Source organism: Rummeliibacillus sp. GQ308, assembly GCF_059759115.1.
Map to the genome: position 1 here is coordinate 1,463,472 of NZ_JCAXDQ010000001.1, position 24,958 is coordinate 1,488,429.

General features: G+C 34.4%; 23 protein-coding genes, 2 riboswitches and 1 other annotated feature. Of the genes, 19 read left to right on the forward strand and 4 right to left on the reverse strand.

The window, feature by feature from the left end:
• The first annotated feature begins 234 nt into the window (after positions 1 to 234).
• Positions 235 to 885: a DedA family protein gene (locus tag AC6CHJ_RS07245; protein ID WP_498287866.1), complete on the forward strand. Its 651-nt coding sequence runs from the start codon at positions 235 to 237 to the stop codon at positions 883 to 885.
• A gap of 105 nt (positions 886 to 990) precedes the next feature.
• Here the strand turns inward: AC6CHJ_RS07245 and AC6CHJ_RS07250 are convergent, their stop codons facing one another.
• Positions 991 to 1,359 (reverse strand): DUF3889 domain-containing protein, encoded by a 369-nt coding sequence (locus AC6CHJ_RS07250; protein ID WP_498287868.1) that lies wholly within the window; start codon positions 1,357 to 1,359, stop codon positions 991 to 993.
• Between the two features lie 294 nt (positions 1,360 to 1,653).
• Between AC6CHJ_RS07250 and AC6CHJ_RS07255 the strand changes: the two genes are divergently transcribed.
• From AC6CHJ_RS07255 to AC6CHJ_RS07275, 5 genes are all read left to right on the forward strand, one after another.
• Positions 1,654 to 2,841 (forward strand): erythromycin esterase family protein, encoded by a 1,188-nt coding sequence (locus AC6CHJ_RS07255; RefSeq protein WP_498287870.1) that lies wholly within the window; start codon positions 1,654 to 1,656, stop codon positions 2,839 to 2,841.
• Positions 2,842 to 2,972: 131 nt separating this feature from the next.
• Positions 2,973 to 3,232: a binding site (T-box leader), on the forward strand.
• Between the two features lie 80 nt (positions 3,233 to 3,312).
• The gene (locus AC6CHJ_RS07260; protein ID WP_498287872.1) at positions 3,313 to 4,674 is read left to right on the forward strand and encodes an amino acid permease; all 1,362 of its coding nucleotides are present in this window, start codon (positions 3,313 to 3,315) and stop codon (positions 4,672 to 4,674) included.
• A 514-nt stretch (positions 4,675 to 5,188) separates the two neighbouring features.
• Positions 5,189 to 6,202 carry an AraC family transcriptional regulator gene (locus tag AC6CHJ_RS07265; protein WP_498287874.1) on the forward strand — a complete coding sequence of 338 codons (1,014 nt, stop codon included), beginning with the start codon at positions 5,189 to 5,191 and terminating at the stop codon, positions 6,200 to 6,202.
• Between the two features lie 121 nt (positions 6,203 to 6,323).
• The gene (locus AC6CHJ_RS07270) at positions 6,324 to 7,118 is read left to right on the forward strand and encodes an SDR family NAD(P)-dependent oxidoreductase (protein WP_498287876.1); all 795 of its coding nucleotides are present in this window, start codon (positions 6,324 to 6,326) and stop codon (positions 7,116 to 7,118) included.
• A 280-nt stretch (positions 7,119 to 7,398) separates the two neighbouring features.
• Positions 7,399 to 7,503 carry a 3D domain-containing protein gene (locus tag AC6CHJ_RS07275; RefSeq protein ID WP_249775953.1) on the forward strand — a complete coding sequence of 35 codons (105 nt, stop codon included), beginning with the start codon at positions 7,399 to 7,401 and terminating at the stop codon, positions 7,501 to 7,503.
• Between the two features lie 656 nt (positions 7,504 to 8,159).
• Here the strand turns inward: AC6CHJ_RS07275 and AC6CHJ_RS07280 are convergent.
• Positions 8,160 to 8,813: a DUF4352 domain-containing protein gene (locus AC6CHJ_RS07280; protein WP_498287878.1), complete on the reverse strand. Its 654-nt coding sequence runs from the start codon at positions 8,811 to 8,813 to the stop codon at positions 8,160 to 8,162.
• Between the two features lie 108 nt (positions 8,814 to 8,921).
• The gene (locus AC6CHJ_RS07285; RefSeq protein WP_498288526.1) at positions 8,922 to 10,304 is read right to left on the reverse strand and encodes an alkaline phosphatase; all 1,383 of its coding nucleotides are present in this window, start codon (positions 10,302 to 10,304) and stop codon (positions 8,922 to 8,924) included.
• 465 nt (positions 10,305 to 10,769) lie between these two features.
• Here AC6CHJ_RS07285 and AC6CHJ_RS07290 point away from each other — a divergent pair, with 465 nt between their 5' ends.
• Positions 10,770 to 12,095: a PA2928 family protein gene (locus AC6CHJ_RS07290; protein ID WP_498287880.1), complete on the forward strand. Its 1,326-nt coding sequence runs from the start codon at positions 10,770 to 10,772 to the stop codon at positions 12,093 to 12,095.
• A 131-nt stretch (positions 12,096 to 12,226) separates the two neighbouring features.
• Here the strand turns inward: AC6CHJ_RS07290 and AC6CHJ_RS07295 are convergent, their stop codons facing one another.
• The gene (locus AC6CHJ_RS07295; RefSeq protein WP_498287882.1) at positions 12,227 to 12,487 is read right to left on the reverse strand and encodes a hypothetical protein; all 261 of its coding nucleotides are present in this window, start codon (positions 12,485 to 12,487) and stop codon (positions 12,227 to 12,229) included.
• 241 nt (positions 12,488 to 12,728) lie between these two features.
• A riboswitch (SAM riboswitch) is annotated at positions 12,729 to 12,829 on the forward strand.
• Between the two features lie 143 nt (positions 12,830 to 12,972).
• Positions 12,973 to 13,075: riboswitch (SAM riboswitch) on the forward strand.
• Positions 13,076 to 13,171: 96 nt separating this feature from the next.
• Here AC6CHJ_RS07295 and AC6CHJ_RS07300 point away from each other — a divergent pair.
• The 12 genes from AC6CHJ_RS07300 to AC6CHJ_RS07355 all read left to right on the forward strand — a co-directional run bounded on the left by AC6CHJ_RS07300 (position 13,172) and on the right by AC6CHJ_RS07355 (position 24,944).
• On the forward strand, positions 13,172 to 14,203 hold the full coding sequence (locus AC6CHJ_RS07300) for a methionine ABC transporter ATP-binding protein (RefSeq protein WP_150284414.1): 1,032 nt from the start codon (positions 13,172 to 13,174) through the stop codon (positions 14,201 to 14,203).
• A complete protein-coding gene (locus AC6CHJ_RS07305) occupies positions 14,193 to 14,843 on the forward strand; it encodes a methionine ABC transporter permease (RefSeq protein ID WP_066787149.1) in 651 nt (216 codons plus the stop codon). The genes AC6CHJ_RS07300 and AC6CHJ_RS07305 overlap by 11 nt, the downstream gene beginning before the upstream one ends.
• Positions 14,844 to 14,861: 18 nt before the next feature.
• Positions 14,862 to 15,704, forward strand: a complete 843-nt coding sequence (locus tag AC6CHJ_RS07310) for a MetQ/NlpA family ABC transporter substrate-binding protein (RefSeq protein WP_498287884.1) — start codon at positions 14,862 to 14,864, stop codon at positions 15,702 to 15,704.
• 42 nt (positions 15,705 to 15,746) lie between these two features.
• The gene (locus AC6CHJ_RS07315; RefSeq protein ID WP_498287886.1) at positions 15,747 to 16,949 is read left to right on the forward strand and encodes a M20 family metallopeptidase; all 1,203 of its coding nucleotides are present in this window, start codon (positions 15,747 to 15,749) and stop codon (positions 16,947 to 16,949) included.
• 158 nt (positions 16,950 to 17,107) lie between these two features.
• Positions 17,108 to 17,578: a DinB family protein gene (locus AC6CHJ_RS07320; RefSeq protein WP_498287888.1), complete on the forward strand. Its 471-nt coding sequence runs from the start codon at positions 17,108 to 17,110 to the stop codon at positions 17,576 to 17,578.
• Positions 17,579 to 17,848: 270 nt separating this feature from the next.
• Complete coding sequence (locus AC6CHJ_RS07325) at positions 17,849 to 18,604, forward strand: ABC transporter ATP-binding protein (RefSeq protein ID WP_498287889.1); 756 nt, start codon at positions 17,849 to 17,851, stop codon at positions 18,602 to 18,604.
• A 1-nt stretch (position 18,605) separates the two neighbouring features.
• On the forward strand, positions 18,606 to 20,525 hold the full coding sequence (locus AC6CHJ_RS07330; protein WP_498287891.1) for an ABC transporter permease: 1,920 nt from the start codon (positions 18,606 to 18,608) through the stop codon (positions 20,523 to 20,525).
• A gap of 15 nt (positions 20,526 to 20,540) precedes the next feature.
• Positions 20,541 to 20,900 carry a YxeA family protein gene (locus tag AC6CHJ_RS07335; RefSeq protein WP_446738415.1) on the forward strand — a complete coding sequence of 120 codons (360 nt, stop codon included), beginning with the start codon at positions 20,541 to 20,543 and terminating at the stop codon, positions 20,898 to 20,900.
• Between the two features lie 83 nt (positions 20,901 to 20,983).
• On the forward strand, positions 20,984 to 21,691 hold the full coding sequence (locus tag AC6CHJ_RS07340) for a response regulator transcription factor (RefSeq protein WP_498287892.1): 708 nt from the start codon (positions 20,984 to 20,986) through the stop codon (positions 21,689 to 21,691).
• On the forward strand, positions 21,692 to 23,098 hold the full coding sequence (locus AC6CHJ_RS07345) for a sensor histidine kinase (RefSeq protein ID WP_498287894.1): 1,407 nt from the start codon (positions 21,692 to 21,694) through the stop codon (positions 23,096 to 23,098).
• Between the two features lie 166 nt (positions 23,099 to 23,264).
• Positions 23,265 to 23,963, forward strand: a complete 699-nt coding sequence (locus AC6CHJ_RS07350) for a response regulator (protein WP_446738413.1) — start codon at positions 23,265 to 23,267, stop codon at positions 23,961 to 23,963.
• Complete coding sequence (locus tag AC6CHJ_RS07355) at positions 23,964 to 24,944, forward strand: sensor histidine kinase (protein ID WP_498287896.1); 981 nt, start codon at positions 23,964 to 23,966, stop codon at positions 24,942 to 24,944.
• Positions 24,945 to 24,958 lie beyond the last annotated feature (14 nt).

The window sequence follows — 24,958 nt, forward strand, 5'->3', positions numbered from 1 at the left end:
AGAGGTTTACTAGGATTATAGTTAAAATAAAATCCACTCAATTTAAAACAGGGTGGACTACTATAGATGTTTAATATTCTAAATTTATATTATCAGATAATAAAGTCTATACGCAATTAAATATGTATCTAAATTGACTTATTTTATTATGAGGTGTAAAGGAGTAAACTTAAGGATTTAATAAGTTTCTTTATCATATACTATACTTAAATAACAAGGATGTGAGAAGGAATAATGAACATAGGGAATATTATTTCTAATTTAGATAAAAACTTAGATAATTTAACAGATATATATGGTGTGCAAATTTACATTTTCTTATTTCTAGTTGTTTATTTAAAAACGGCGTTTATTGTTTTAACATTTTTGCCGGGGGACTCTATAGTATTTGCAAGCGCTGCACTAGCTACAGTAGGGGAATTGAATCTATGGATTTTATTAGCTCTCTTTATATTTGCAACAATAAGTGGAGATAGTCAGAACTATTATATAGGTACTTTAATAAGAAAATGGCAGCATAAAAAGCCGAGGCTGAATTTCTTAAAGGAGAACCAAGTTCAATCAGCAGAAGCATTTATCCAACGTTATAGAAATATTTCTATAATCTTTTCACGGTTTATTCCGTTTATGCGAACAACCATTCCTTGTGTAAGTGCATATACAAATTATTCATTTTATACTTTTTTAAAATTCAATAGTATAGGCGCAGTTCTATGGACGTTCTTTTGGATTATTTTAGGCTATATTTTGGGCAATGTTAAGTGGGTTGAAAACCATTTAGCGGTGTCTCTAGCTATTATTTCAATGATACCTATATTAGTTCCTGTAGTTTTTATAATAGTAAAAAAGGGAGGAACGTTTAGAAGAAAGGGAAACATGCAATGAAAATGAAAGAAAACGTTTCTTTACGATGTTGACCACCTATATTTTACTGAAATCACATACAAAACTTGATAAGTACTTATTCATCCATAAAAATAGCCGAACTGTTCACGGTGCTGATAAAGTGCCTTGGGTCAGTTCGGTTTTTGTTTCTTTAAACTGAATTTCAATTAATTCTCCAGTTGAATTATTAATTTTAAGATCAACATACACTCCAAATTCTTTATTACTATCTTTTATCCAAAATCTAAACTTTTCTATAGAGTAATCTGTGATGGAAACTTTTCCAATATGAAAATAATCAATAATTTTAGCTTGAGGATATTGCTCTTTTGTTTTTTGAATAGCAACTTGTCCCCATTTGTAATAAGTAGAGATCGTATATTTATTATTCGTATTTTGATCTAAATCATTATGTGAAATATCACCAATAAACGTTGAAAAAAGAGCGAATTGGATTAATAAAATTGTTTTCATATCATTGCTCCCTTTAAAATTAGTCTTTGAAATTTCGGATGATTATTTATATAGTCTCATGAAGGATATAGGCTCTTTCTTATCGAACCTATATAAAAGAAGGAATTACAAATAATGCTAAATTCGGAGGGGTGAACAGTCATTAAGAACTTCTATAAATACTCGTTTACGATTATAGTTCTCCTTATTATCGTAGTAATATATGTCATTTATACTCATAAAAATGCTGAAAAATCATGGTTAATAACCCATAGCCATAAAATTAACTCGTTGACATCCAATGATTATTCAGACTTGAAATTTTTGTCGCCAATATTAAAGGACAAACAGTATGTTTTTCTCGGTGAAAGTTCACATGGCATCTCTGAATATAGCCAGTCCAAAGTAAGATTAATAAAATACTTGCACGAAGAATTAGGATTTGATGTTGTGTTATTCGAAGGAAATATTGGTGAGGGAGCTGCTGTTTCTGCAGAAAGTTCAATCAACCAGTATATGAATTCAAATGAAATATTATCTGCATTTCTTTCTCCGTGGAATAATCAAGAAACAAAACCCTTAATTGATTATTTAATACAACAACGAAACACAAATGACCTATCTTTCGGAGGATTTGATATGAGGGGGACAGGTTATTTTTTTCAATTTCTAAGTAATTGGATTAAAATTTATAATGATAAGCTTGCGCAACGATATAAAGAAATAGAATTGAACTGGCTTGAAACATACAATAATACAATGATCGAGGGAAATAGCCTTTCAAGAGAAGAATTAAGTAACGTTAAGAATTCCTATCAAGAGATAATAGCATTCATACATACCCATTCAGAAGAATTAAAGCGTGAATATCCGAACGAAAAAAATCTTGCAAAAGTATTAGAGAAAACATTAGAAAACCGATTTGTGATGTTGGAAAGATATTATAAGGCTAAAAAAGCAGAGGAAACCACAACAGAGGAAACCAGTAGTATAATTAGAGACAAAATGATGGGAGAAAACTTGCTATGGTTATCAACTCAGGTTTACCCAGACAAAAAAATAATCGTGTGGGGGCACAACATTCATGTCCGAAACCGTCAAATCGAAATTGCAGGAAAAGATATTGATAGAAATACTTTTCAGAAGTGGAAAATACAATCTATGTATGAGAATCTACCAAGCGATTATAAAAAGAAAAGTTATATAATGGGTTTTTATATGCATGATGGAACTATAGCAGAAAGATATGCTACAGTCTCTAATCAAGTGAATTTTGATAAAAAGTATAGCAAGAATAGTCTTGAATTTATCCTCAATGAGATACCTTATGACTACTCATTCATTGATTTAAAGTATCAGAAAAAAGAGAAATATAATGAGTGGATGTTCGAACCAATCACTGCATTAAATCAAGGATATTGGGAAGACCGGATGATCATCAGAAACCATTACGACGGTATTTTTTTCATTAAACATGTAGGCCCCTCTCATTATTATAAGTAGGGAATACCTTTTTTAGTGAAGGATTTATATAGTTAAATAGCATAAATAATTTAAGAAAATTTAATAATTATATATTGACAAAAAATTTTTTTAATATAAAATTAAAAACAATTCAAAAACATTTGTATAAAATAAAGGCTATGAAAAGAAATAGTATCAATTCATTTTTACAAACAGAAAGTTACCGGTTGTTGAGAGGTGCATGTAAAACGATTGAGAATTCATCTTGGAGCTGTGTACCGAAAAGATTTTTCTTAGTAGGCTATACCGGTAAGCATCCGTAATCATGTGCAAGAGTATCGTCAGTAAATGACTGGCCGTACTTTCTAAGGTAAGCAATGTGAGTTGCTTATAAATTAAAGGTGGTAACACGAGTTGAATCGTCCTTTTGGTTAATCCAAAAGGGCGTTTTTTTTTATCCTTTTTGCACAAAACATTTTGAAAATTTCACAGGATGAGGAGTAAGGAAGTATGAAAGAAAATCATCAAGATTCACAGTTAAAACGTGGTTTAAGTAACCGTCATATGCAATTAATTGCTCTGGGTGGGTCGATTGGCGTCGGCTTATTCTATGGTTCAAGTTCAACGATTCAATTAGCAGGTCCTGCTGTATTGCTAGCGTATTTAATTGGAGGATTAGTCATCTTTACGATCATGCGTGCATTGGGTGAAATGGCTGTCGCTGAACCTGTCTCTGGCTCATTCAGCAAGTATGCCGATAAATATGTAGGGAAATTCGCGGGCTTCTTAACAGGATGGACATATTGGTTCATGTGGATTGTCGTTGGGATGGCAGAATTAACAGTGGTAGGCGTGTATATTAACTACTGGTTCCCAGATATACCACAATGGGTAACAGCACTTGTCGTTCTTGTCGTCATGACACTTGTTAACTTAGCGAATGTAAAAATGTACGGTGAATTCGAATTCTGGTTCGCGATGATCAAAGTTGTGGCAATTGTTGCAATGATTATTGTAGGTTTATGTATTATTATTTTCGGTGTCGGTAACAATGGCGAGCCAATGGGCTTAAGTAATCTTTGGGAACATGGCGGTTTCATGCCAAATGGTCTTGAAGGATTGTTAATGTGTTTCGTCTTAGTAATGTTTTCATTTGGGGGCGTAGAACTAGTTGGTATCACAGCTGGAGAAGCAAAAAATCCCAGTAAATCAGTGCCAAAGGCAATTAACAATATCGTTTGGCGTATTTTAATTTTCTACATTGGCGCTTTAGGTGTTATGATGGCCATTTATCCTTGGGATGAAGTTGGTTCAAGTGGCAGCCCATTCGTTCAAATATTCGATGCAATCGGTATTCCCGCAGCAGCACATATTATTAACTTCGTTGTCATTACAGCAGCGGTTTCAGCATTCAACAGTGGACTATATGGTTCAGGCCGTATGTTATACAACTTAGCATTACAAAATCAGGGATCAAAAGTGTTCAAGCGAGTAAGCAAAAATGGTACACCTGTCCGTGGTATTTTATTCTCTTCTACGATGTTGTTAATAGCCGTTGTCTTAAATTATGTCGTACCAGAGCAAGTATTTACATACATCTCTGCAGTGGCAACAGTTGCCGTTGTGACGAGCTGGACAATTATTTTATGTACACAAATTAAATTCCGTAAAGCAAAATCAAAAGAAGAAGTTGCAGCGCTGAAATTCAAAATGCCTTGGCATCCAATTTCTTCATATATTGCCCTAACATTCTTATTAATGGTCGTTGTCTTAATGGCGTTCATTCCTGGTATGCGGGTTGCATTGTTTGTTGCACCGATTTGGTTCTTGATTCTTTACATTGGTTACAAATTAATAAAGATTAAACAATAGTTAGTTCATTCTATTGAATGGTTTGAAAATGAATTTCAAGTAAATGTCTTTACTACCTATGTTGAGACATTCTTAATGATATATTAAAAATGATTAAACTAAATATTACCTTTAAAAATGAAATAATAGAAGTTACCGTCAAATCTCTTATCAAAGCTGACGCAGACATGTTAATGATTTCGGATTGGAAAAATATGATGACCAGCCCCATAATCTTTAAAAAGCCCTCTATAATTATCAAGCATGAAAGCCTTTAAGCTAAGATTACTATAAATTATTTACTAAAAGAAAGAATCATATCTTTTAATGAAGCTGCCTATTTAATCGGCAGCTTCATTTCGTTAATCGTACTAATACTAACGGATTTGGTTGACGCAGTTGGCTAACGAAATGTCGCCTTCCACTAGTTACAAGGCGACATTAAATAGGTATTATAATATCTATCCTGAAAACTAGGTAGAACGCAAACACAATCAGAACTAATGAATTTATAGATAGCTAAGGAGGACCCATTATGAAGTCTCATAATCGTATTAAATTCCCAGCAGGATTCTGGGCAGGCGTACACCAATTAGGAATTGCTCCCCACGACGTGGCTCGAAAAGCACAACTACCGCTCACCATTATTGCTGACCCAACTGTCACCAACCAACAGTATTTTGCGATTTGGCAGGCATACTCGGATCTCATTGAGGACACTGCCGAAGGAATTATTAAGCTTACGACCGTCTTTGAAACAGCGCATTACCCACCCGCAGTCTTAGCGACTTACCATGCTCGTGACTACCGTGACGCTTTAAAACGTATGGCACGGTATAAACAACTGTGTCCTCCTGAAAGCCTTCGTATCACTGAGGAAGGTGAGGTCTGTACAATTGAACTAGATTGGTTGTATACCGAGCAATCGGGACCATCTATGCTGGTTGGAATCACGCTGGCATTTCTTTTGGAGCTTGGACGTCGCGGCACAGGTAAACCAGTGATGGCGAGATCTGTCGAATTTTCACAATCAATGGGGGACAAAGAGGTACTTGAAGCTTACTTTGGCTGCCATATCCGGATTGGAGGAAATTGTAACAGGTTGACGCTACATCGAGGAGATCTGGACCTCCCTTTTGTCTCGTATAACGAAGAGTTGCTCGAGATTTTAACTCCCGTATTGGATAAATCGTTGGATAAGCAGCAACACAGTCGCTCAATCATTGAAATGGTCAAGTGGATCATGAAACGTAGCCTACCAGGAGGGTGCCCTGACATTAAGACTGTCGCTAGCGAGCTGGTGATGAGCGGTCGCACCTTGCAGCGACGTCTTACTGATGAAGGCACGAGTTTCAAACAGCTTTTGACACAAGTCCGATATGGTTTGGCTCGAGAGTACTTGGCAGACCCCTCGTTCGAAATTAAAGAAGTGGCATTTATGGTTGGATACGAAGACCAAAACTCGTTCTACCGCGCATTCCGCATTTGGGAAGGTGATACTCCCGCAAATTGGCGGACTGAACATTTAAATACAAACTCGATAAATTAACTTTTTCTTATATGTACAATTTTTTACATTATATTAGAAAATATTAACCTAATTAATATCTTAAAGGATAAGAGCATTTTTTATTATTAACTAAAAGGTAAATGAAATGGAGAAATGTGTTATGGATATGGGATTAAACAATAAAATAGCTTTAGTTACAGGATCAACGAAAGGTATAGGTAAAGCAATTGCCATTGAACTTGCCAAAGAAGGTGTCAATGTACTAATTAATGGACGAAATTATGAAGAGGTAGAACGAATTGTAAATGAAATTAAAACGGAGTTCCCTGCAACCTCTCCTCAAAATGCTACAGGCGATATTGTCGATATTCAACAAAGAGAAGCTTTATTTAAAAAGTACCCCACTATTGATATTTTAGTTAACAGTATGGGTATCTATGAAATTATGCAATTCGAGGACATTGACGACGAAGTATGGGAAAAATACTTCCGTACTAATGTTCTTGCTGCAAATGGGTTATCTAATTTTTATTTACCTAAAATGTTAAAAAATAATTATGGTCGCGTTATCTTTATTGCGAGTGAGGAAGCAATAATGCCTTCAGGACAAATGCCTCAGTACTGTATGACAAAATCAATGCTATTATCATTATCAAAAAGCTTATCTAAATTAACAATCGGAAAAGAAGTTACAGTTAATACGATCATGCCAGGACCAACACTCTCTGAAAATGTTCATCAAATAATTGATGGTATATACCCTAATGAAGATTTAACTTTTTCAGAAAAAGAGAAAGATTTTATGTCTAAAAACTTACCCCAATCTGAAATACAACGATTTATCAAGCCAATGGAAATTGGTAGACTAACTACATTTGTGTGTAGTCCTTATGCATCCGCATTTAAAGGTTCTCCAATCCGCATGGATGGGGGAATGGTCCCGACTATTTTTTAACTTTTTTCTATTTCAAATATTGTATATAGTTTAAGAAACGAATACATTAGGATGCTCTAATACTATTGGTGAAAATCTTTTTTTAATTCGTTTTGTATGTTGCCGACTAATGGTCAAGCGAAAGCAAAGCCAAAGTCTATGTATGTTACAACAACCACTTATACTGATACATGTGTAGGCTGTACAGGAATCACAAAGATTGGTATCAATCTAAGAATAAACCCATATAAAAAGGTCATTGCAGTTGACACTAAGGTGATTCCTCTTCATATAATTGTTTATGTTAAAATGTTATGGGTTAGCTATTGCAGGGGATATAGGTGATGCTATAAAAGGTTGTAAGATAGACGTTTATATGAGGATAAATAAGCAAACCGTCAATTGAGGACGACGGCACCATGTGAAAGTAACAATACAATCATACTCCAAATAGTAATATATAAATCTAAACTAATAGAATAAGATAATCATTTACAAACGTTCCTCAGGAGCAGGGTAGTTGAATATATTAATTTTGGAAAGAGAAGGTAATTAATTTTGGCTATGTCTGTTATTAGCATTACTTTTTGTATTTTATATTTAGTATCTTTTGTTATATTCATACTTAATATGAAGAAAAAATTAAACTTTAAGAATCCCTTTAAGGTATTGAAGTTACTGATGTTATTAAACTATTTAACGATTATAGTTGTTATAATGTATTGGTCAGTGATATTTGCACAAACAATCATGTTCTTATTTTTTGGATCACTTATTATTATTGCTGCGTCGGGATTAGGAAAAAGTAAAAAACAACAAAAGTCGATTAAAATTCATATACTGAGTTGCTTTATTTTTTTTATGATACTATTATTGATTCTTTCAATTTTGGGAATTGAATAGTAATCATTAAACATGGGTTGCCTGATAATCCTTAAGCATATTATTGTAAAAAAGCCAGCAAACAATATAGAATTGCTAGCTGGTTCGTATATCGAATATGTAAATGGACAAAAGAGAATCACCTTATTTTTCCTCTTTTTGTCTTTCTGGCATAAACTCTTACTTTGGCAAAGTAAGTATAATTTTTGTGCCAGCTGCTACTTTTTGCTCATTATTATCAAAAATATCACTCGTTTGAAGGGTGAATTCCCTAGGGTTGCTACCATTTTCTAAAACATATCCAATATTACCTTTTTTCGTTTCATGCGGCTTGATTTCTCCTGTTATATCGTCCAGGTATATATCATGTTCAAACGTCCACTTTTGTCCGGTATTAGCAGTCAGTGATCCAACAGGGGAGAAAAGTAAAATTTTATCGCTATTATTCGTAATATCTACGAATGCTTTTACTACGCTAAATGTTTCATCTTGTGTTAAAACATGAAAATAATCCATCATGCTATACGTTGGTTCAAGATGAATTTTTTTAACATCACGAATGGTTAATGTGATGTCTCCAAGTTTATAGTTTTTTTGAGCTAGATTAAGACTCTCTAATTTTGCATATCCACGTTTGTCCGTTATATCGTCCCCGGTTTTTAAAAGTGTACGATCGTCTGTTACTTGAGTATTAGGTTGATAAGTTTTTAGGTAATCCTTATTACTTGCAGCTTCAACATGTGTATCAGTTGAAGAGTTTGATTGGAATGAGCAGCCCGCAGTTAATGTGGCAACGCAGAGACATATCAAGGTCATAGATAACAATTTCTTCAAAGAAAACCCTCCAACTTATGAAAAGAGGCGCCATTTAGACGCCTGCTTTCTCACAGATTTAATAGAAATATACCTATTTTGGGATGAAAAGATATTAAAAGCTGAGTATTATTTATCTTTAATCTTTGTTTTATTCTTTTTATTTTTCTCAATTAGATTAAAGATAATTTTCGCTTGATCTGTATTATCGATTTGGCCTGCAAATTTTGTTGATTCTGGACCAAATGCATAAACATTTACATCTTCTCCAGTATGCCCGCCAGTAGTCCAGCCTGTGTTTGAACGCTTATTGTAAATTTTCTCGATAGCATTATCGATATCTGTTACTTTACCTGTGTTGGCTTCTTTTACAGAATTGATTTCATCTTCCGTTAAAGACAAACCGCTATATTTCTTTAAGGTACCTTCAACATCGGCTCCACCAGCAATTTGTGCTGCCATAAAATCAGGGGTTTTTTTTGCAGCTTTAATGGCTTCAGGGAACCAATTATAGTCATCATTTGCTGCTAACGAAAATCCGCCAGTAGAGTGATCGGCAGTTGCCACAACTAATGTGTTTTTGTCTTTTTTAGCGTAATTGATAGCAGCTTGAAATGCTTTTTCAAAATCCTTCATTTCACTCATAGCGCCAACGATGTCGTTGTCATGGCCTGCCCAATCAATTTGGCTTCCTTCAATCATTAAGAAGAAGCCGTCTTTATCTTTGCTGAGCTGTTTTATTGCTGAATTGGTCATATCTGCGAGAGAAGGGGTTTCGGCATTTCTATCAATCATCTTGTCCATACCGCCATCAGCAAATAATCCGAGTAATTGATTATTCTTATTCTTTTGTAATTCAGCTTTCGAGGTAACATAATTATAGCCATCTTTTTTAAATTCTTTTGTCAAATCACGATCTTCACGTACGAAATTAGATTTGCCTCCGCCGAGTAATACATCAATTTTATGTTTTCCTTTTACTAATTCATCAAAGTAATCATCTGCAATACCGTTCATATTCTTACGGCTTTCATCATGGGCTCCGAAAGCAGCGGGAGTAGCATGTGTAATTTCAGAAGTAGCAACTAAACCAGTTGCCTTACCCATTTCTTTTGCTGATTCGAGGACTGTTTTCACATCTTTCTTATTATTATCGACTGCTATTGCATTATTGTACGTTTTTACCCCTGCTGACATAGCCGTTGCTGCAGAAGCAGAGTCGGTTACATTTTGTAACGGATCTTCTGGGTAAGTCATTTGTTGACCAACTAAGTACCTGTCAAATGATGTTTGGTTTTTAAACTTTGAGTTTGAAGAATTTTTCAAATACCGGTACGCGGAAGTATATGAGTTCCCCATACCATCACCGATTAGGAAAATGACATTTTTAGGCGTTGTTTTCTTGGAAGAACTTTTTGCCTCTGCCTCTGAACCAGCAATAGTAAAGCTGCTAAGTGCTAGAGTAGATACGGCTGCAATCGAGATTAGCTTTTTTGATAAGAATGATTTCATCAATAACATTTCCTCCTTTATTTGGTCTAACTATACTTTAATCAACTATTATTAAGCAGATATTGATAGAAAGATAAGATATTGTAAAGAAGGGGTATTTTGGTTAAAAAATTGTTGCGAAGGTCTATTTTAATAGAGATCCAGACTAAATAATTTTTAACGCTATAAAAAAGTAACTTAAGTATTGACTGAAAAATATAGAAGTTTATTTGAGTTAGAGGGTTTAATTAAGTATATGAATAATAAGTTATTCAAATCGCGATTAATAAGATGTTCTTAGGCGATTTATAGGTGACATTTAATTAATTGCTGAACGATTTTTGTGAGGACAGGATGTTGAAACTAGGGCTTCTGGAAATGTTAGAGGATGGTGAGGCAAATCTTGAGCCTTGAACATGTGAAAACTGTGAGAAATAGGAAGAGAATGATATAATTAAGTAAAATATTAATTAAAAGGATTGAAAAATGGATATAATAACAAATTTTTTTGAAAAGTGGCTAATGCTGCTAAACTTTAATTCTAATATAATACATAATACGGCTCTAATCTTACTCTACCTCCGTTTATTATATTTGCCTATCAAGATGATTTATATAGTAGCGAAGAAGAGAAACGAAGAAACTGAGCCTTTTTCAATAATTAAGATTTTTAAAAAATTAATTATTGTACTGTTCTTTAATTTTCTACTTGGTTCGGCCTTACTCAAGTTCCTGCAGCCAAATTATCTAGCCAATTGGATACCAACAGGTTGGCGGTCTGATTACATTCTGTTAACAGTGATTGCTGCCTTAGTTATCCTATCATTATTTATTTTTATACCTCGCCAAATTTATCAATTGAAGAAAAAAGAACAATCCCTAGGTAAAATGTTCTTGAAATTCAGCTCGTTTTTAATAACGGTGTTTTTCGTTTTTTCATGCCTGTTATGGGGGTTTAATGGACTTTTCGCACCCAAAAGAATTGAACTAGAATCACCTGTTGTACTCTTCGATTTAAAAGAAAAGCCAATATCCGTCGTTAAAATAAGTAAAACTACACCCAATGGAACAGAAAATGGAATAACCACCAACTTCAAAGGCTTCTTAATGAGTGCTATTGATCTTCATACTGGTAAAAAGCTGTGGAGTAGGATCTCTACTTGGCAAGAATACTTAGTAGGAGAGACTAGCGAGGGACTGTTGGTGTTAAATAATAAAAAGAAAACCCTTTATTTTATAGATCCAAAAACAGGGAAAAAGCAAGCAGACGAAAAAGACTTTCTGAATAAATTCCCTGTATTAGAAGATAATTTAAGCTACATGTATACTGACTATTCTATTAAAGGTCTAAATAAAGTCTATCTTTACGGCTTAGATGGTCGTTATTTTAAGTTAAATTTAGCTACGAACGAAATAAAAGAAGATCCGAGTTATGCTGATAAAATACGTACTTTACCAGTAGGATGGGATGAGAGTGTAGCAGGTGTTGAAAAACGAAGCGAGAAAATAAAAAAACTTTACCCCGAGCTAATGGGCGTAAGGCTAGTTGAAAGTAAGCCTGTTGAAAAGCAGCTCATTGTTTATCAGAAAAAGCGCAACGATAATCGGCAGACCTTAGCCTTGCTTGATCTTACAAAACGAGACTTGATTTGGGAGCAACTTTTAGATGCTCCACTTGAAAATGCCACCACTTCATTAGAAGTATTCGCTGACACAAAGTTTGTCTATGCTTGGACGGGACGTTATCAATATAAAATCAACAAAGAAACAGGGAAAGTAGTGTATCAGTATGATTATAAGCTTGGAAAATAATTAATAAACGAAACTACTAAAGTCTCTTTCTTGTACTTTGTTTACTATAAACTATCTATAAAAGCCGATGAAATTCTACTTAGCTGTAAAATTTCATCGGCTTTTAAATTGGAAAGAGTATTTTTCCTCTTTTATTTGTAAATTTCATATCCACTAGTAATCAAAAAAGAAAATAAACATAAACCTAAACAACCCAATGCAACACCCATAAAAATAAATGTTACTGGAAAATTTTTATTCATTGATCGGAAGAAATTAAATAAGGTAATGACTAAACAAATGATAAAGAAAGAAGTCCAATAAGGTAGCAAGGTACGAGTAGGACCTAAAATAAAAAAGTTAAGAAGAAATACAAAGCTTACAAGCAAAAAAACAGTCAGTATTTTTTTCATAGAATTACTCCTTTGTAAAATATGGGTAATAACATTTTATCAAAATTTTCTAAAATATATAATGTTTATTAGATAAATAATCATTGAAAATAGATAAAAATAATAAATATATAAACCTCGTTAATCTATGTTAATAATAAAAGAAACAGCAATAAGAAAAATAAAAATCTTTTAAAATATTATTTTATATTGACAATTCAAAAATGACCATGTATAGTAAAAATCAATCAAATAATCATTTTTCTTATCCAGAGAAGCGGAGGGACTGGCCCTGTGAAGCTTCGGCAACGGACATATGCACCGTGCCAATTCCAGCAAGCGATTAAGCTTGGAAGATAAGAACACGTATTTGTACATATGAAGCCATATGTCTTTGTGTCCTTCTTCTTCCATGGAGAAGGATTTTTTTATGGCAAAATTAATTTGAAAGGGGGAATTAAAAACACAGTTTAGCAGATGTACCACTTATACTTAATTAAATATTGCTCTTATCAAGAGAGGTGGAGGGACTGGCCCTTTGAAACCTCGGCAGCGGACATTTTTGCACCGTGCCAATTCCAGCAAGCGATTAAGCTTGGAAGATAAGAAGACGTTACCGTACATATGAAGTCATATGTCTTACTGTCCTTCTTCTTCCATGGAGAAGGACTTTTTTGTTGAAAAAATCGGAAGGAGATTGAACGGATGATAGAATTCCAAAATGTTTCTAAAGTGTATAACAGCGGAGGAAAGGAGATACGTGCATTAAATTCGATTAATTTAAAAGTTAATAAAGGTGAAATATTTGGCGTAGTCGGCTTCAGTGGTGCAGGAAAAAGCTCCTTAATTCGTTGTGTAAATTCACTAGAAAAACCTACTTCCGGAAAAGTCATAGTAGACGGTCATGACTTAACAACCATTAGCAAAAAGCGAATTCGCGAAGTAAAGAAAAGCATTGGTATGGTATTTCAACACTTTAATTTGCTCAATTCCAAAACAGTATATGCAAATGTAGCGATGCCGCTCATTTTAAGTAAAGTTCCTAAGGATCAAATCAAACAAAGGGTTTCAGAATTACTTGAATTCGTTGGTTTAGGTGACAAAGCTCAAGTCTATCCTGATCAACTATCCGGCGGCCAGAAACAACGCGTAGGCATAGCGCGCGCTTTAGCAACACAGCCTTCAATTCTACTTTGTGATGAAGCGACCTCTGCTCTAGATCCACAGACAACTGGTTCCATATTGGAACTCTTGAAGAAGATTAACAAAGAGTATGGGATTACGATTTTAATGATCACGCATGAAATGGCTGTCATTCGAGAAATATGCGACAGAGTGGCAGTGATGGAAGCGGGGAAAGTGATAGAAGAAGGAACAGTATTTGATATCTTTTCCGCGCCGAAAACTAACACTGCTCAAAACTTTGTTAGTACCGTAATGCATGATCAAATTCCACCATCAATACTCAATATGATGGAACGCAAGCAAGCACTAAATCATATTTTCCATATTACGTTTGTCGGCGAGTCTACAGGAAGTCCTTTTTTATCACAGTTATCTAAAATTCTCGATGTGGAAATCAATGTGCTATTCGGCAATATTACCGAACTGCAAGGTATTCCTTTTGGCAAACTGATTGTTGAAATCCAAGGAGCCGATACGGAAGTGAAACGAGCATTATCATATATGCAAGCTCAACAAATTCTTTACAAGGAAGTGGTAGCACATGCTAGTTAATTCTGAACAAATTATTGAAGCGCTAATTCAAACTATTCAAATGGTTGGTTTTTCATTTATCTTTTCAATCATTATCGGCCTTCCGCTAGGCATCCTGTTATTTGTCACTCGTAAAGGACAGATCATTGAGAACCTTCCAGTATTCACGGTTTTAAATGCAGTGATCAATGTTTTCCGATCTGTGCCCTTTATTATTTTGCTCGTAGCCATCATCCCAGTTACCCGGCTCATTGTCGGAACATCTATTGGAACATCTGCAGCTATTGTTCCACTAGTCTTCTACGCAGGCCCTTACATTGCTCGATTAGTTGAAAGCTCGCTACTAGAGGTTGATAAAGGTGTTTTAGAGGCGGCAGATGCTATGGGGGCTACTCCATTTCAGACAATTTTCAGGTTTTTACTGCCTGAGGCTCTTAGTTCACTTATTGTGAATTTTACCATCGCGACAATTGGTCTGATTGGAGCATCGGCTATGGCAGGAACCGTAGGCGGCGGTGGTATTGGCGACTTAGCCATAACGTTCGGCTATCAACGTTTTGATACGACCACCATGCTAATTACCGTAGCTATACTAATTGTTTTGGTTCAGGGGCTACAGTCATTTGGCAACATTTTATCGAAAAAAATAAGAAGAGGTTAATCTAAGGAGGCAATTAAAATGAAAAAATGTTTACTATCCATTCTGGTGCTGTCACTAGTTATTTTTACGGGAGCCTGTTCAAGCGAATCCAGCGGTAAGGAGGCAGATGGAAAATCAAAAACATATAAAATCGGCATTACGGGGACAGATACGCAAATTTGGGATTATGTAGCGAAAAAAGCAGCTAAAGAAGGAATCAAAATTAAGCTTGTATCTTTTAATGATTACGTACTTCCAAATACAGCGTTAGCAGATGGTGAGTTGGATGCCAATTCATTCCAAACTGTTGCTTATTTTGACCAATTTATTAAAGAACATAATCTTAAACTTGTTCCAATTGCTACAACATGTTTAGCACCTATGGCTGTTTACTCAAACAAATTGAAGGACATTAAAGATATCAAAAAAGGTGCAAAGATTGCTTTGCCAAATGATGTTTCAAATCAAGGGAGAGCCCTATTATTATTGCAGGAGGCTGGCCTTATAAAATTAGTAGATGGTTATGATGGCTTAGGCTCTATTAAAGATAGTGTCATTGAAAACCCTAAAAATATTGAACTTATTCCTACTGCTCCTGCTCAAATACCGAGAGCATTAGAAGATGTGGATGCAGGCGTTATTAATAACGGTATTGCCCGAGATGCAAGTCTTAATCCAATCAAAGATTCAATTTTCCATGAGAGCGAGACAGCAATTGATTATCTGAACATTATCGCAGTGAATGACAAAGATAAAAACAACAAAACCTTAAAACGAATTGCAGAGTTATACCAAGAGGAAGATACAGCGAAATTCATCAATAAAGAATATGGCGGCACACTGATCCCAACATTTGTACCATTAAAGAAAATAGGTTGGTAAAAAGATTGTTGCTAAAAGTTTAATAAATGAGGAGGAATTAATATGACACAAGTACTTACACATTTAAGTGAGGCAATAACAGCAAATGTTAATATTAGTCAAGGAAGGTATATTGAAATAAGCCACAGGATTCATAATAATCCAGAGATCGGAAATGAGGAATTTTTTGCTTCTGAAGAATTAACAAACCTTCTCCAAGAAGAAGGTTTTGCAGTAGAGAGAGATGTGGCTGGTCACAAAACAGCATTTGTTGCTCGCTATAAATCTACTAAACCAGGTCCATCAATTGCTTTTTTAGCTGAATATGATGCTCTTCCTGGAATCGGTCATGCATGCGGGCATAATATTATTGGAACCATGAGTGTTGCTGCTGCTATCAGTTTAAGCAAAGTTGTGGATGAGGTTGGTGGAGAAGCGGTTGTCTTTGGTACACCTGCAGAAGAGGGAGGACCAAATGGAAGCGCGAAAGGTAGCTTTGTGAAACACGGATTAGTAGAAGGAATCGATGCGGCAATGATGATACATCCTCAAGGTGTAACCAATCTAACATCGCCTTCGCTTGCAGTAGATCCGCTTGATTTCGAGTTTATCGGCGCAGCGGCGCATGCAGCAGCAACCCCTGAAAAAGGTATCAATGCACTGGATGCTGTTATTCAATTGTTTAATGGCATTAATGCCCTACGCCAACATGTGACAAGTGATGTTCGTATTCACGGAATTATTACACATGGTGGAGATGCACCGAATATTGTGCCTGAATATGCAAAAGCTAGATTCTTCATTCGAGCAGCAACAAGAAAAGGTTTGAACGAAGTAACCAAACGAGTAAAAGCTATCGCTGAAGGAGCAGCACTCGCAACTGGGACAAAACTTAATATTATTGCCTTCCAAAATGAAGTAGATAATCTGTTGCTTAATGATACATTCAATGGAGTGTTTAAAGACATAATAGAAGAGTTAGGGGAGAAGGTTGCTGGCGGACGTGATGGAATCGGCTCTACAGATGCAGGTAATATCAGCCAGGTAGTCCCTACTATACATCCATATATTAAAATTGGTCCAGATGATCTTGTACCTCACACGATTGCATTTAGAGAAGCTGCAAAATCTGAAAAGGGTGATGAAGCGTTAATTAAAGGTGCTAAAGCACTTGCTCTTACTGCTTTGCGCTTAATAACTGAACCTGACTTGTTAGATGCGATCAAAACTGAATTTAACCAGAAAAAAGCAGACGAAGCAGAATAAAACTATAAAACCTCTCAGCAATTAGCTGAGGGGCTTTATTTTATCTTGATACAGAAAATAATTATTAAGGATGATAAACTATAGCTAATTCATTTGGAAAACCACTCTATTTGTTTGGAACCTTACATAGTAAATAATATAAGAAGAGAGACGATTATATGAATATAAATGGACGAAATAAGATAATTAAACATCATCAATATGCTATAGAATTTGTGCGATCATTGAATAATTTAAGAGAAGAGCAATGGAGGAGGAAAATAGAAGAAGGGAAATGGACTGTAGCTGAAATCATTGGACATTTAATTCCTTGGGATGAATTTGTCATAAATAACCGTTTACCTTACCTATTTTCAGTTCAGGAACTTCCAATAGGGCCTGATGTAAAAACATTAAATGCTACATCTGCTCGTAATGCTAGAGAACAAGAAAAAAAGGTAATTATAACCGACTTTATTTTAGTAAGAAGTGAACTTCTTCAAAAAATAGAGGGAATTCCAGATATTCGTTGGAAAGAAGAGATAACTATTGGACAAACAACGCTAAATTTATATGACTACTTTGAAGGTCTTGCAGAACATGATCAGCATCACTTCAATCAAATAAAAGAAATCTTACACAAAAAATAAGGGATGGGCATTCAGCCATCTCTTTTTATTTATCGTTATATTCTAAATTTATATACCTCGTTAGTCTATATTAATAAATCAAAAATCCACAACAAGAAACATTATGATATTTTACAATGAGTTTCTACGAAACTACATTTGAAATTACAACTTTTTAACTTCATTCTTGATGATTTCTCTATATTTAAGGTTTATGTAAGGTTTAGATTAAAACAGTGTAAGGTCGGTCCAATATAATCTGAAATGTAGTCATTAAAGGAGGACATTTCAATGAAAACCATCTTATCCGCAAAAAATGTTCAAAAAGTGTATGGGACAAAAGGAAATCAATATAAAGCATTGGAGGATATTGACTTTAAAATAAACGAAGGTGAATTTATTGGTATCATGGGTCCTTCAGGTGCAGGAAAATCTACATTACTTAATATATTTTCTACTATTGATACTCCCTCTTCAGGTGAAGTAATCATAGCTGGTCAAAATATTGTAACCATGAAGGAAGACCAGTTATCAGATTTTCGCCGTAATAACCTTGGTTTTATTTTTCAAGATTATAATTTACTAGATACTTTAACAGTAAGGGAAAATATCTTATTGCCTCTAGCATTGTCCAAAGTATCTCCAAATGTAATAGAAACACGTGTAAAAGAAATAGCCGAAACATTTGGTATTCAAGGAATACTTGATAAATATCCATATCAAATCTCTGGCGGGCAAAAGCAGAGAACAGCCGCTTCAAGAGCGATGGTGACAAAACCAAGTCTTATTTTGGCGGATGAGCCAACAGGGGCCTTGGATTCCAAATCTGCTACTGATTTATTGGAAAGTTTAACAGTACTTAATGAGCAAAATCATTCAACCATAATGATGGTCACACATGATGCCTTCGCAGCAAGCTTTTGTAAACGTATTTTATTTATCAAAGATGGAGGAATCTATGCGGAAATTCAAAAAATGCAACTTTCCCGTGAAGAATTCTTTCAAAAAATACTAAATGTCCTTGCTTCTCTTGGAGGTGGACAATAAAATGACGCTATTTAGCATCGCCAGAAAGAATATACGAAAAAACTTTGCTAACTATTCTTTATATATAGGATCAATGATTTTTAGTATTATCATTTACTTTACCTTTGTTTCTTTAAAGTATGACCAATCAATACAAGAAACAACGGAAACATCCGATAAAATTAGCTCAGTTTTTAATGGTGCTTCCATTGTGCTAATTATATTTGTTGCTGTATTTATTTGGTATTCAAACTCGTTGAAGAAACGTAAGAAAGAAGTCGGTCTCTACTCTTTACTTGGAGTTCGCAAGAAGCAAATCGGCCGAATGCTATTTTACGAAAATTTTATAATGGGGCTTATCGCTTTAGTGATCGGCATTATCCTTGGTTTGTTCCTTTCAAAGGTTTTTGTCATCATTTTAATGAAAGTAATGGGTTTTAAAGCCATTGGAAGTCTAGCTATTTCTTCTCAAGCAATTGTAAATACAGTTATCGTATTTATTCTGATTACTGCCATTACTTCAATACATGGATATCGATTAATTTACCGGTTTAAATTAATTGAGCTGTTTAAAGCAGAGCAAGAAGGCGAAAAAGAACCAAAGTCTTCTATTACCACCGCATTAATTGCAGTTCTCTTAGTTGGGATTGGATATTGGCTTGCACTACAAAATATTTTAGTGTCTGAAGTATGGAGAAAAGTTGGTTTTTTGGTAACACCAGTTATCATCTTAGTCACAGTTATTTTGGGTACGTATTTGTTGTTTAGTACATTAACAGTTTATTTATTAAAACTATTAAGAAAAAATAAAACCCATTTTTGGAATGGTATCAATTTAATCAGTACATCACAACTACTATACAGAATAAAGGGAAATGCACGTACATTAACAATTATTGCTGTTCTAAGTGCAACTACATTAACTGCGGTTGGAGCTGCTTATAGTTTATATTATAACAATCGTAGTAATGCAGAAATAGTTAATCCTAATAGCATGATGTTTATCGCTAAAAACAAGAATGTATCTCAGCAGATCGAAGGGCAGGTATCGGGAGCTAGAAATCATAAAATTGTCTATCATGAGACGTTGCCTACAATCATGTTGGATGTCAATATAACAAATCTCCATAACAACAATTTACCAGATGAAATGGAATACAGCATTATCAACAACAAAACCTTTAACCAATTAGCTAAATTACAAAAAAGAGATGAAACTTTATCATTACAGGGAAATGAAGCAGCTGCACTAGAAGCTGGCTATTCAGAAGGTTTCTCACCCAAGTATGTTGGAGCATCGATTCCTTTAAAAGTGAATGATGAAAATGAGAAGATTACCTTCAAAAACTTGAAGAAATATAATGTGTTGAATACACCTACAGCAGGTATGACAATTGTAATTAGTGATGAACTATTTTCAAAATTTGCAAGTAACACAAAACTAGTTAATATGGAAGTTTACAAGATAAGTAATGAAGAGGATGCCAAAGTTTTAACAAAAAAAATAGAAAACTTGTTACCAGAGGAAGCAAATTTCTCTAGTTTTTATTCAAATTATGCCCAAGGGTTGGAATCAACAGGTTTAATCATTTTCATTGCAGGATTTTTAGGATTAGTATTCCTAGCAGCAACAGGAAGCATTATCTACTTTAAACAATTAACGGAGGCTACCTTAGATAAAGATCGTTTTGCAATTTTACACAAAATTGGTGTAAACAAAAAAGAAGTGAAAAGGTCCATTTCAAAACAAATCTTATTCATTTTTGCATTGCCATTAATAGCAGGTATTGCTCACTCTATCGTGGCATTAACCATGCTATCAAAGTTAATGCAAACAAATTTGATGATCCCTGTCAGCATCTGTATAGGCGCTTATGTTTGTATTTACATTGTCTATTATTTCTTAACAGTAAGGAACTACTACAAAATAATCATTAAATAGAAAAGAGGAAAAATCATGAAAAAATTAATTGGATTTATTGTAGCAATTGTCATTATAGTCGGCGGATTAGTTATTCTTCAGAATGTTAACTTCAATAGGGTAGGAGCAGAACAGTACTACACTCAAATTATTGGAGAAGGAACGATGTTAAAAGATAAAGATGATAATGGTAAAACATATGTATCTTATGAGTACAAACTCCCCGCTTTTGACAAGGATGGTAAAGCTAAAACATTAACATTTACTGCTCAAAAGCAGCTTCGGAAAAATGCTTATTTAACTTTATTTGAAAAAGCTGATAAAGGAGTCACTTCATATCAGGAAGTAAAAAAAGGCGATATTCCCAAAAAAGCTAATGAGAAGTTGGTAAAATAATTATTATGAAGGAATCCTTATGAAAAAGGATTCCTTTTTACTATAATATAATAAGCAGAAGACAAGTCTGGAGGTCATACAACGTGGCAACAAATAATAAGGTTCTAATCATTGATGATGAGGAAGATATTTTACGCCTCATCAAAACCGTACTAAAAAAAGAAGGAATTGAAAACGTCATAACGGCAACTACTTCTAAAGAAGGGTTGGAACAATTCCAAAACAATAATCCAGATCTTGTTATATTGGACATTATGCTACCAGATGGTGAAGGCTATGATGTCTGTAAACAAATCAGAAATATTTCCAAGGTACCTATTCTATTCTTATCAGCTAAAACGGAAGAAATAGATAAGATATTGGGCTTTGCCATTGGTGGGGATGATTATATTACAAAGCCATTTAGCCCTAAAGAGCTTGCGTATCGCGTTAAGGCTCATTTACGTCGCACAGAATACATGAAGTCTGAAGCAATAGTAGAGAGAACATTCAAGGCAGGTCCATTTGAATTAAACGAAGAAAAGGCAGAGTTGAAAAAGAATGGGCAAGTGATTGAATTGAAACCAAAAGAACTTGGATTAATAAAGGTTTTCCTACAAAACAAAAACAAGGTAATTAGCAAAGAACAGCTTTATGATTCAGTATGGGGAGAAGATTTTTTCGGGATGGATAATACAGTCATGGTTCATATACGTAGGCTTCGTGAAAAAATCGAAGAAAACCCTTCTCAACCACAATTTCTGATGACCGTTAAAGGCTTAGGTTATAAGCTGGTTATAGAGGAAGCATAGATGAAGTGGAAGCTGACAGGAAGATATTTATTATCTATTGTATTGGTAGTTATTTTAATTATTTTCATTAATCTATTCCTTGGGATTGGTATGCTAATAGCACAGAAAGCTTTTGGTGTTCCAATTTTTCAAAATCATGAAATATCACCCGAACAATTCACAAGAACCTTTAATAAAGAAATCATCACTCATAAGCAAGCAGCTACAATTTCTAAAGATGGACAAAAGAAATTAGAAAAAAAGAATGCCTGGATTCAAATCTTAGATGAAAACGGCAAAGAGGTATATGGGTTTAGAAATCCTCCGAATAGTAAGAGAAAGTATATACCTGCGGATATTATTCAAATGTATAAATATAAAGAAATAAATGGAAAAACAGTCGTTTATGTAGGGGAAAAGAATATAAATGGACGCCAGTTTAGCTATTTGATAGGAATTGAAAATCAACACTTAGATCGCCAATTTATCTCTTACAACAATCAAGATATCATTAGATTATTTAATATTGGGACAATTATTTTCCTTGTAGATATCTTAATTGCGTTAATGATCGGCTATTTCTTCAGCAAAAGGTTAACACAGCCATTATATACCTTAATTGAAGGTATCAAAAAACTCGCTAATCATGAATTTAATCACCACGCTAAGCCAAGAGGATTATATAAAAATGTTTTTTATAATTTAAATCATTTAGCTGACCAGTTAAAGTTAAGTGAGAAAGAAAGGAAAAGACTCGATTTAATGAGAGAGGAATGGATTTCCAACATTTCTCATGATATTAAAACTCCACTCTCCTCCATTCAAGGCTATGCAGAAATGATGAAAGATAAAGATTATACTTTTTCTACTGATGAAATAAGGGAATATGCAGGAATAATTGAGGAAAAGTCAAGATACATTAAAGACGTTATGGAAGATTTAAATTTATCAACTAGATTAAAGAACAAAGAACTTTCCTTGAACAAAAAAGAAATGAATATTGTTGCTCTTTTGCGGACAATTGTGATTGATATATTGAATGACCCCATATACGGGAACCGACAAATACAATTTTATGTTAATCAAGAGGTCATAATGGAAGAAGTGGATGAAATTCTTTTCCGAAGGGCAATTAATAATCTAATTTATAATGCTATCGTTCATAACAATGATCATGTGAAAATAGAAATAAGCATTGATAAGAAAGACCATACACATATTTTGATTAAAGATAATGGAAAGGGTATTAAAAAGCAGGAGCTAGAAAGGATTTTTGATCGCTACTATCGGGGTACAAATACTGGAGCTGCACATAAGGGGTCTGGACTAGGAATGGCGATTGCACATGATATAATAAAAGCCCATGACGGACAAATCACCATTCAAAGTGAGATTGACTCCGGCACATCGATTGAAATTAAAATATAACCTTTTAATTGTTTCTCTAAAAGGCATAAGCTTTAAGGGCTTGTGCCTTTTATTATTAATTATTGTTGTCCTACTCAACTATTAAAGATTTAGAATGAGGATGATAATATTTAAAAAGAAGTGGTATGATAAATAAAGTTTAAAGGACTTAATAAGGAGCTTACATATGGCATTTACTATTTTATTAATCGAAGATGATACGTCAATATTTCAACTAATAAAACAGCAATTTACAAAGTGGGATTTAAACGTGAAACAGCCTGAAAGTTTCAAGGATGTCATGCATTCATACCATGAAATAAATCCCCATCTTGTTTTGATAGATATTCAGCTTCCTGCATACGATGGATTTCATTGGTGCAGAGAAATTCGTGCCATTTCTAATGTGCCAATTCTCTTCTTGTCATCTCGCGATCAGCCCATGGATATGGTGATGGCAATGGGCATGGGAGCAGATGATTATATTCAGAAGCCATTCCATATGGACGTTCTATTAGCAAAGGTACAAGCTATTTTACGAAGGACCTACGCTTATGCAGAGGAAGGAGAAAAAGATGAGTATGTAATATGGAATGGAGCATCAATCGATTACGCTTCTAGCACTGTTACATACCAAAACCAAACCGTTGATTTAACCAAGAATGAGCAATCGATATTGCGAATTCTATTGAAGTATAAAAACCAAATTGTCTCTAGAGATGATTTAATGCGTGAGCTTTGGGATGACGAACGATTTGTCAATGACAACACACTGACAGTTAATATTAACCGATTAAGAGGCAAACTAGAACAATTGAACTTGGTTGATGTGATTGTTACAAAAAAAGGACTTGGTTATATGGCGATTACAAGGGATGTGTCCTAATTGTTTTTATTTTATCTAAAAGATCGGCTTCCTTGGATTCTATTTTTTATCGGCTGCTTAGTATGGATTAATTTTTTAATCTACCTAGATACAGGCTTTAAACTGATTTCCATCATGTATATAAATTTAACGACAATCTTCCTTTTCCTAGTGTTTTTGTTGTGGCGTTACTTTAGAGAATCTATTGCCATTAAGGAAATGGATGAAGATCTTAGCGAGTATCAGTGTATGAATGATATATTTCTCGCTAGAATCAAGGGAATGGAACGGGAGTTTGAGCATTATCAAAATGAACTGAATATAAGAAGATTGCAAGAGCGCGATGAGCATTTAGCATGGATCCATGAGGTGAAAACGCCTCTCACAGCAATGAAACTTATGATTGAAGATTTGCCAAGAGAATATCAAAAACCACTTCAAGTTGAATGGCTCAGAATTCATTTACTTCTAGATCAAACGCTTCATACTTTGCGACTGGCTGAAATCGAGCAGGATACTATGATGCAGCAGATAAACCTTTCATCTGTTATTATGCTTGAAGTAAAGGAGCTACAATCCTGGTGCCTTGCGAAAAATTTGGCTATTGAAGTAGAGGATAATGAAGAAAAGGTTTTAACAGATCAAAAATGGTTATCCTTTTTGCTAAGACAAATACTAACCAATGCGGTGAAATATAGCCATAATGGAGATGTTATAACAATCCGTATGTCTACTGATGATAAAGGACATAAAATACTGTCCATTGAAGATACTGGAGAAGGGATTGCTCCTTCTGATTTACCTAGAATTTTTGATAAATCCTTTACAGGAACGACAGGACGAAAGCAGAGCGCATCAACAGGAATGGGCCTTTACCTCGCAAGGAATGCGGCTGTTAAATTAGGGATTAATCTTACTGTACAATCTTCAATAAATGAAGGGAGTACGTTCACACTTACTTTCCCTACATCCAATCCTTACTTGGAAACCATAGCAAAGTGACATTTTTGTCACTT

What these genes read in the sequence shown, in the direction of transcription:
- AC6CHJ_RS07345 (WP_498287894.1), top strand. Translation starts at nt 21,692, where the DNA reads ATGAAGTGGAAGCTGACAGGAAGATATTTATTATCTATTGTATTGGTA.
- AC6CHJ_RS07310 (WP_498287884.1), top strand. Translation starts at nt 14,862, where the DNA reads ATGAAAAAATGTTTACTATCCATTCTGGTGCTGTCACTAGTTATTTTT.
- AC6CHJ_RS07295 (WP_498287882.1), bottom strand. Translation starts at nt 12,487, where the DNA reads ATGAAAAAAATACTGACTGTTTTTTTGCTTGTAAGCTTTGTATTTCTT.
- AC6CHJ_RS07320 (WP_498287888.1), top strand. Translation starts at nt 17,108, where the DNA reads ATGAATATAAATGGACGAAATAAGATAATTAAACATCATCAATATGCT.
- AC6CHJ_RS07275 (WP_249775953.1), top strand. Translation starts at nt 7,399, where the DNA reads ATGTTAAAATGTTATGGGTTAGCTATTGCAGGGGATATAGGTGATGCT.
- AC6CHJ_RS07245 (WP_498287866.1), top strand. Translation starts at nt 235, where the DNA reads ATGAACATAGGGAATATTATTTCTAATTTAGATAAAAACTTAGATAAT.
- AC6CHJ_RS07330 (WP_498287891.1), top strand. Translation starts at nt 18,606, where the DNA reads ATGACGCTATTTAGCATCGCCAGAAAGAATATACGAAAAAACTTTGCT.
- AC6CHJ_RS07260 (WP_498287872.1), top strand. Translation starts at nt 3,313, where the DNA reads ATGAAAGAAAATCATCAAGATTCACAGTTAAAACGTGGTTTAAGTAAC.
- AC6CHJ_RS07305 (WP_066787149.1), top strand. Translation starts at nt 14,193, where the DNA reads ATGCTAGTTAATTCTGAACAAATTATTGAAGCGCTAATTCAAACTATT.
- AC6CHJ_RS07285 (WP_498288526.1), bottom strand. Translation starts at nt 10,304, where the DNA reads ATGAAATCATTCTTATCAAAAAAGCTAATCTCGATTGCAGCCGTATCT.
- AC6CHJ_RS07300 (WP_150284414.1), top strand. Translation starts at nt 13,172, where the DNA reads ATGATAGAATTCCAAAATGTTTCTAAAGTGTATAACAGCGGAGGAAAG.
- AC6CHJ_RS07250 (WP_498287868.1), bottom strand. Translation starts at nt 1,359, where the DNA reads ATGAAAACAATTTTATTAATCCAATTCGCTCTTTTTTCAACGTTTATT.
- AC6CHJ_RS07315 (WP_498287886.1), top strand. Translation starts at nt 15,747, where the DNA reads ATGACACAAGTACTTACACATTTAAGTGAGGCAATAACAGCAAATGTT.
- AC6CHJ_RS07325 (WP_498287889.1), top strand. Translation starts at nt 17,849, where the DNA reads ATGAAAACCATCTTATCCGCAAAAAATGTTCAAAAAGTGTATGGGACA.
- AC6CHJ_RS07350 (WP_446738413.1), top strand. Translation starts at nt 23,265, where the DNA reads ATGGCATTTACTATTTTATTAATCGAAGATGATACGTCAATATTTCAA.
- AC6CHJ_RS07290 (WP_498287880.1), top strand. Translation starts at nt 10,770, where the DNA reads ATGGATATAATAACAAATTTTTTTGAAAAGTGGCTAATGCTGCTAAAC.
- AC6CHJ_RS07265 (WP_498287874.1), top strand. Translation starts at nt 5,189, where the DNA reads ATGAAGTCTCATAATCGTATTAAATTCCCAGCAGGATTCTGGGCAGGC.
- AC6CHJ_RS07270 (WP_498287876.1), top strand. Translation starts at nt 6,324, where the DNA reads ATGGATATGGGATTAAACAATAAAATAGCTTTAGTTACAGGATCAACG.
- AC6CHJ_RS07335 (WP_446738415.1), top strand. Translation starts at nt 20,541, where the DNA reads ATGAAAAAATTAATTGGATTTATTGTAGCAATTGTCATTATAGTCGGC.